The sequence below is a fragment of the Clostridium sp. genome, assembly GCF_051278035.1.
Lineage (GTDB): Bacteria > Bacillota > Clostridia > Clostridiales > Clostridiaceae > Clostridium_AD.
The window spans coordinates 1-3618 of the sequence record NZ_JBNMNU010000280.1; the positions used below are offsets into that span (position 1 = coordinate 1).

Sequence of the window (3618 nt, forward strand, 5' to 3'; positions counted from 1 at the left end):
ACAAATCAATTTATAGAACATGGCGGAAGGCATTTTAATTTTGCAAAGAATTTGATAAAAGCAGGCTATGATACAACTATTTTTGTTGCAAGTTCATTACATAATTCTGAGACTAACCTAATACAAGATAACGAGCTATATCTAAGAGATAGTAGCGAAGAAGTTCCATTTGTATTTGTAAAAGCAAGTAATTATATAGGGAATGGGCTCGGAAGAATAAAAAATATGTTTGAGTATTATTTCAGGCTTTTTAAGGTAGTCCAGAACTTCGAAAAACCAGATGTGATTATAGGATCATCTGTTCATCCGTTTAGTTGCGTTGCTGCAATTAAGCTTTCAAAAAAATACAAGTGCAAGTGCATTGTAGAAATTAGAGATTTGTGGCCTGAATCAATAGTTGTATACAGTAAAATATCCAGGAAAAATCCGATTATTTGGATGTTATACAAACTTGAAAAATGGATTTATAAAAGTGCTGATGAATTAATTTTCACCATGGAGGGCGGTAAAGACTATATTGCCCAAAAGGGATGGGATAAAGAGCACGGTGGGAAGGTAGATCTTAATAAGGTGCATAACATAAATAACGGCGTAGATTTAGTTATGTTCAATCATAACAAAGAGCAACATACATTTGTGGATGAGGATTTAGACGATTCTGATACATTCAAGGTCGTATACACTGGGTCTATTAGGAAAGTTAACAACATTAATATGATAGTAGATACGGCAAGCTATATGCAAGCTAATGGCTATAGCTATATTAAATTCTTAGTTTATGGTGATGGTAACGAAAGAGAAGAATTACAGAAATATTGCATTAATAATAAAATTAATAACATTGTTTTTAAAGGACAAGTCGATAAGAAATTCATTCCTTATATTTTGTCAAAATCAGATTTAAATTTAATGCATGTAAGGCAGACAGATATAATGAAATATGGTTGTAGCTTAAATAAATTGTTTGAGTACCTAGCTAGTGGAAATCCGATTTTATCAGATTTGACAGTGGGGTATGATTTGTTAGAAAGGTATACTTGTGGAGTTACTTTAAAGGACATTACGGCCGAGACTATTAGCAGTGAAATTCTTAAAATTTATAATTTACCAAAGGAAGAGTTAGCTGTGATGTCAAATAATGCATTAGAAGCTTCAAAAGATTATGATTTTAAAAAACTTACTGAAAAACTAATTAATATAATTGAAAGTTAGTCTTAAGATATTTAGGAGAGTATGATATGAATATACTACAGATATGCAACGGATATTTAGATACAAAATTATTTGATAAGTTGTTTACGACATTAGAAAAGCAGAAAATTAAAAATAGTATATACGTTCCTATAAATAAAGGAAGGTCCACTAATGATGCTATAATACCCAAAAATGTTATAGTCTCAAAATGTTTTAATTCTTTTGACAGAGCGATATTTCATTTGAAACATACAAAGGTTTTAAGGGATATTTTGAGTCAGTATGATACTCGAAAGTTCGATTTATTGCATGCACATACCTTATTTTCTAATGGGTACATAGCGTATAAGTTACATGAGAAATATGGTGTTCCATACATTGTAACTGTAAGAAATACCGATGTTAATATTTTCTTTAAAAAAATGATATATCTTCGAGGTCTCGGTATAAAAATAATGAGAAATGCGGAGCAGATTATTTTTTTATCACCAGCATATAAGGAGAACTGTATATCAGAATATATTCCCCGAAATTTGCAAAAGAAAATTACAGCGAAAAGTGTTGTTTTACCTAATGGTATAAACGAGTATTTTTTGAATAATAAATTTCAAGATAGGGTCATGATAAATAATGAATTCAAAAGTTTAAAGGTTATTTTTGTTGGAACTATAAATGGTAATAAAAATATAGAAACAACAATAAAAGCTTGCCAAATTTTAATTGAAAAAGGAATTTGTGTTACATACACTATAGTTGGCGATATAAAAGATGATAAAATTAAAAGTGTCATTGATAATCATAAATTTATAAAATATAATCCGCCTTGTGATAAAGAACAAATTGTAGAATACATGAGGCAATCGGATATATTTGTGATGCCATCCATAACAGAGACCTTCGGTCTTGTTTATGCAGAAGCGATGAGCCAAGGACTACCAGTTATATATACCAGGGGGCAGGGATTCGACAAACAGTTTGAAGAAGGACAAGTTGGGTATAGTGTAGATTGTTTTGACCCTAAAGAAATTGCAGAAAAGATTATTCACGCTTTAGACAATTATGAAATTATTTCGAATTCATGTGTTAAGCTAAGTTCCAAGTTTGATTGGGAACTAATCTCTAGACAATATGTAGAATTATATAAAGAAATGAGAGGGGCACAAGTTTAATGTATGTCATGATTGTATCGCGAGGTTATCCTACAAATAAATATAAAATGAACGGTATATTCGAATTCGATCAGGCGAAGGCTTTGGCTAAAGAAGGACACAAAGTGGTTTTTGCCGCAGTTGATGTTAGGTCTCTAAGGCGGTGGCGCAAATGGGGGATAGAGCAGCAGAAAATACAGGGAGTTAATGTTTATGTAATTAACATTCCAGTTGGAAGACTACCGAAAGTGATTTTACATAAAGTGACGAGTATAGGACTGAGCATATTATATAAATTAATATTAAGGAAGTTCGGCAAGCCAGATGTTATACATGCACATTTTACTAATTTAGGATATGCAGCATTAACGCTTAAAAATAAAATTAATGTGCCGCTTGTAATAACTGAACACTCATCATCCATAATTAAGCCTACAATTGACGATGGGCTGTTTAACACTGCAAAAGAGGCATATACGCATGCCGATGCTGTTATTGCAGTAAGTCCGTCACTTGTAAATGTAATAAAAAGCAAATTCAACATAAATGCTTTATACGTTCCCAATATTGTTGATACAAATATATTTTCGTATACAGTAAGAGATGAAAGTAAGACATTCAACTTTGTTTCAATCGGAAATCTACGTATAATAAAAAGAATGGATTTGACTGTTGAGTCGTTTTGTAGTGCTTTTCATGATTTTCCAAATGTGACACTTACCATATTTGGAGAAGGTAATGAGAGGGCTAAAATAGAAGAAATAATAAAAAAACACCGCATGCAAAATAGAGTTGTGCTTATGGGGATGTGTTCTAGGGAAGTTATTAGTGAAAAACTAAAAAATAGCGATTGCTTCGTCTTGGCTTCGCGGTCTGAAACTTTTGGTGTTGCTTATGTTGAGTCGCTCGCTACAGGGGTTCCAGTTATCGCTACTAAGTGTGGTGGGCCTGAAACATTTGTTAATAAAGACAATGGACTTTTGATTCCAGTTGATGGTTTTAATGAGTTAGTAATTGCAATGAAATATATGCACCAAAACATCAAAACATTTGACAGGGAAAAAATATCTGATCAGATAAAAAGTAAATTTTCACCGGAGCAGGTTTCGAAAAAGTTAGTGGAAGTATACAAAAGGGTGAATGATAATTAAGGGAAGTGATTTGTATGGAACAAAATTCAAAAAAATTTATGAAAAATTTAGTTGGGTTTTCAATTGGGCCTATAGTTGCTGCTATTTTATCCTTTATCATAGTGCCTATTACAACTTATTTGGTC

Annotated in this window: 3 protein-coding genes; all 3 read left to right on the plus strand. The window is 32.0% G+C overall.

The features are described from left to right. The coding region (locus ACJAX4_RS22885) for a glycosyltransferase family 4 protein (RefSeq protein ID WP_435791746.1) at positions 1-1212 on the plus strand (1212 nt) is incomplete at its 5' end. Positions 1213-1238: 26 nt separating this feature from the next. Continuing rightward, complete coding sequence (locus ACJAX4_RS22890; protein WP_435791748.1) at positions 1239-2363, plus strand: glycosyltransferase family 4 protein; 1125 nt, start codon at positions 1239-1241, stop codon at positions 2361-2363. After that, a complete protein-coding gene (locus ACJAX4_RS22895) occupies positions 2363-3493 on the plus strand; it encodes a glycosyltransferase (protein ID WP_435791749.1) in 1131 nt (376 codons plus the stop codon). The genes ACJAX4_RS22890 and ACJAX4_RS22895 overlap by 1 nt, the downstream gene beginning before the upstream one ends. Positions 3494-3618 lie beyond the last annotated feature (125 nt).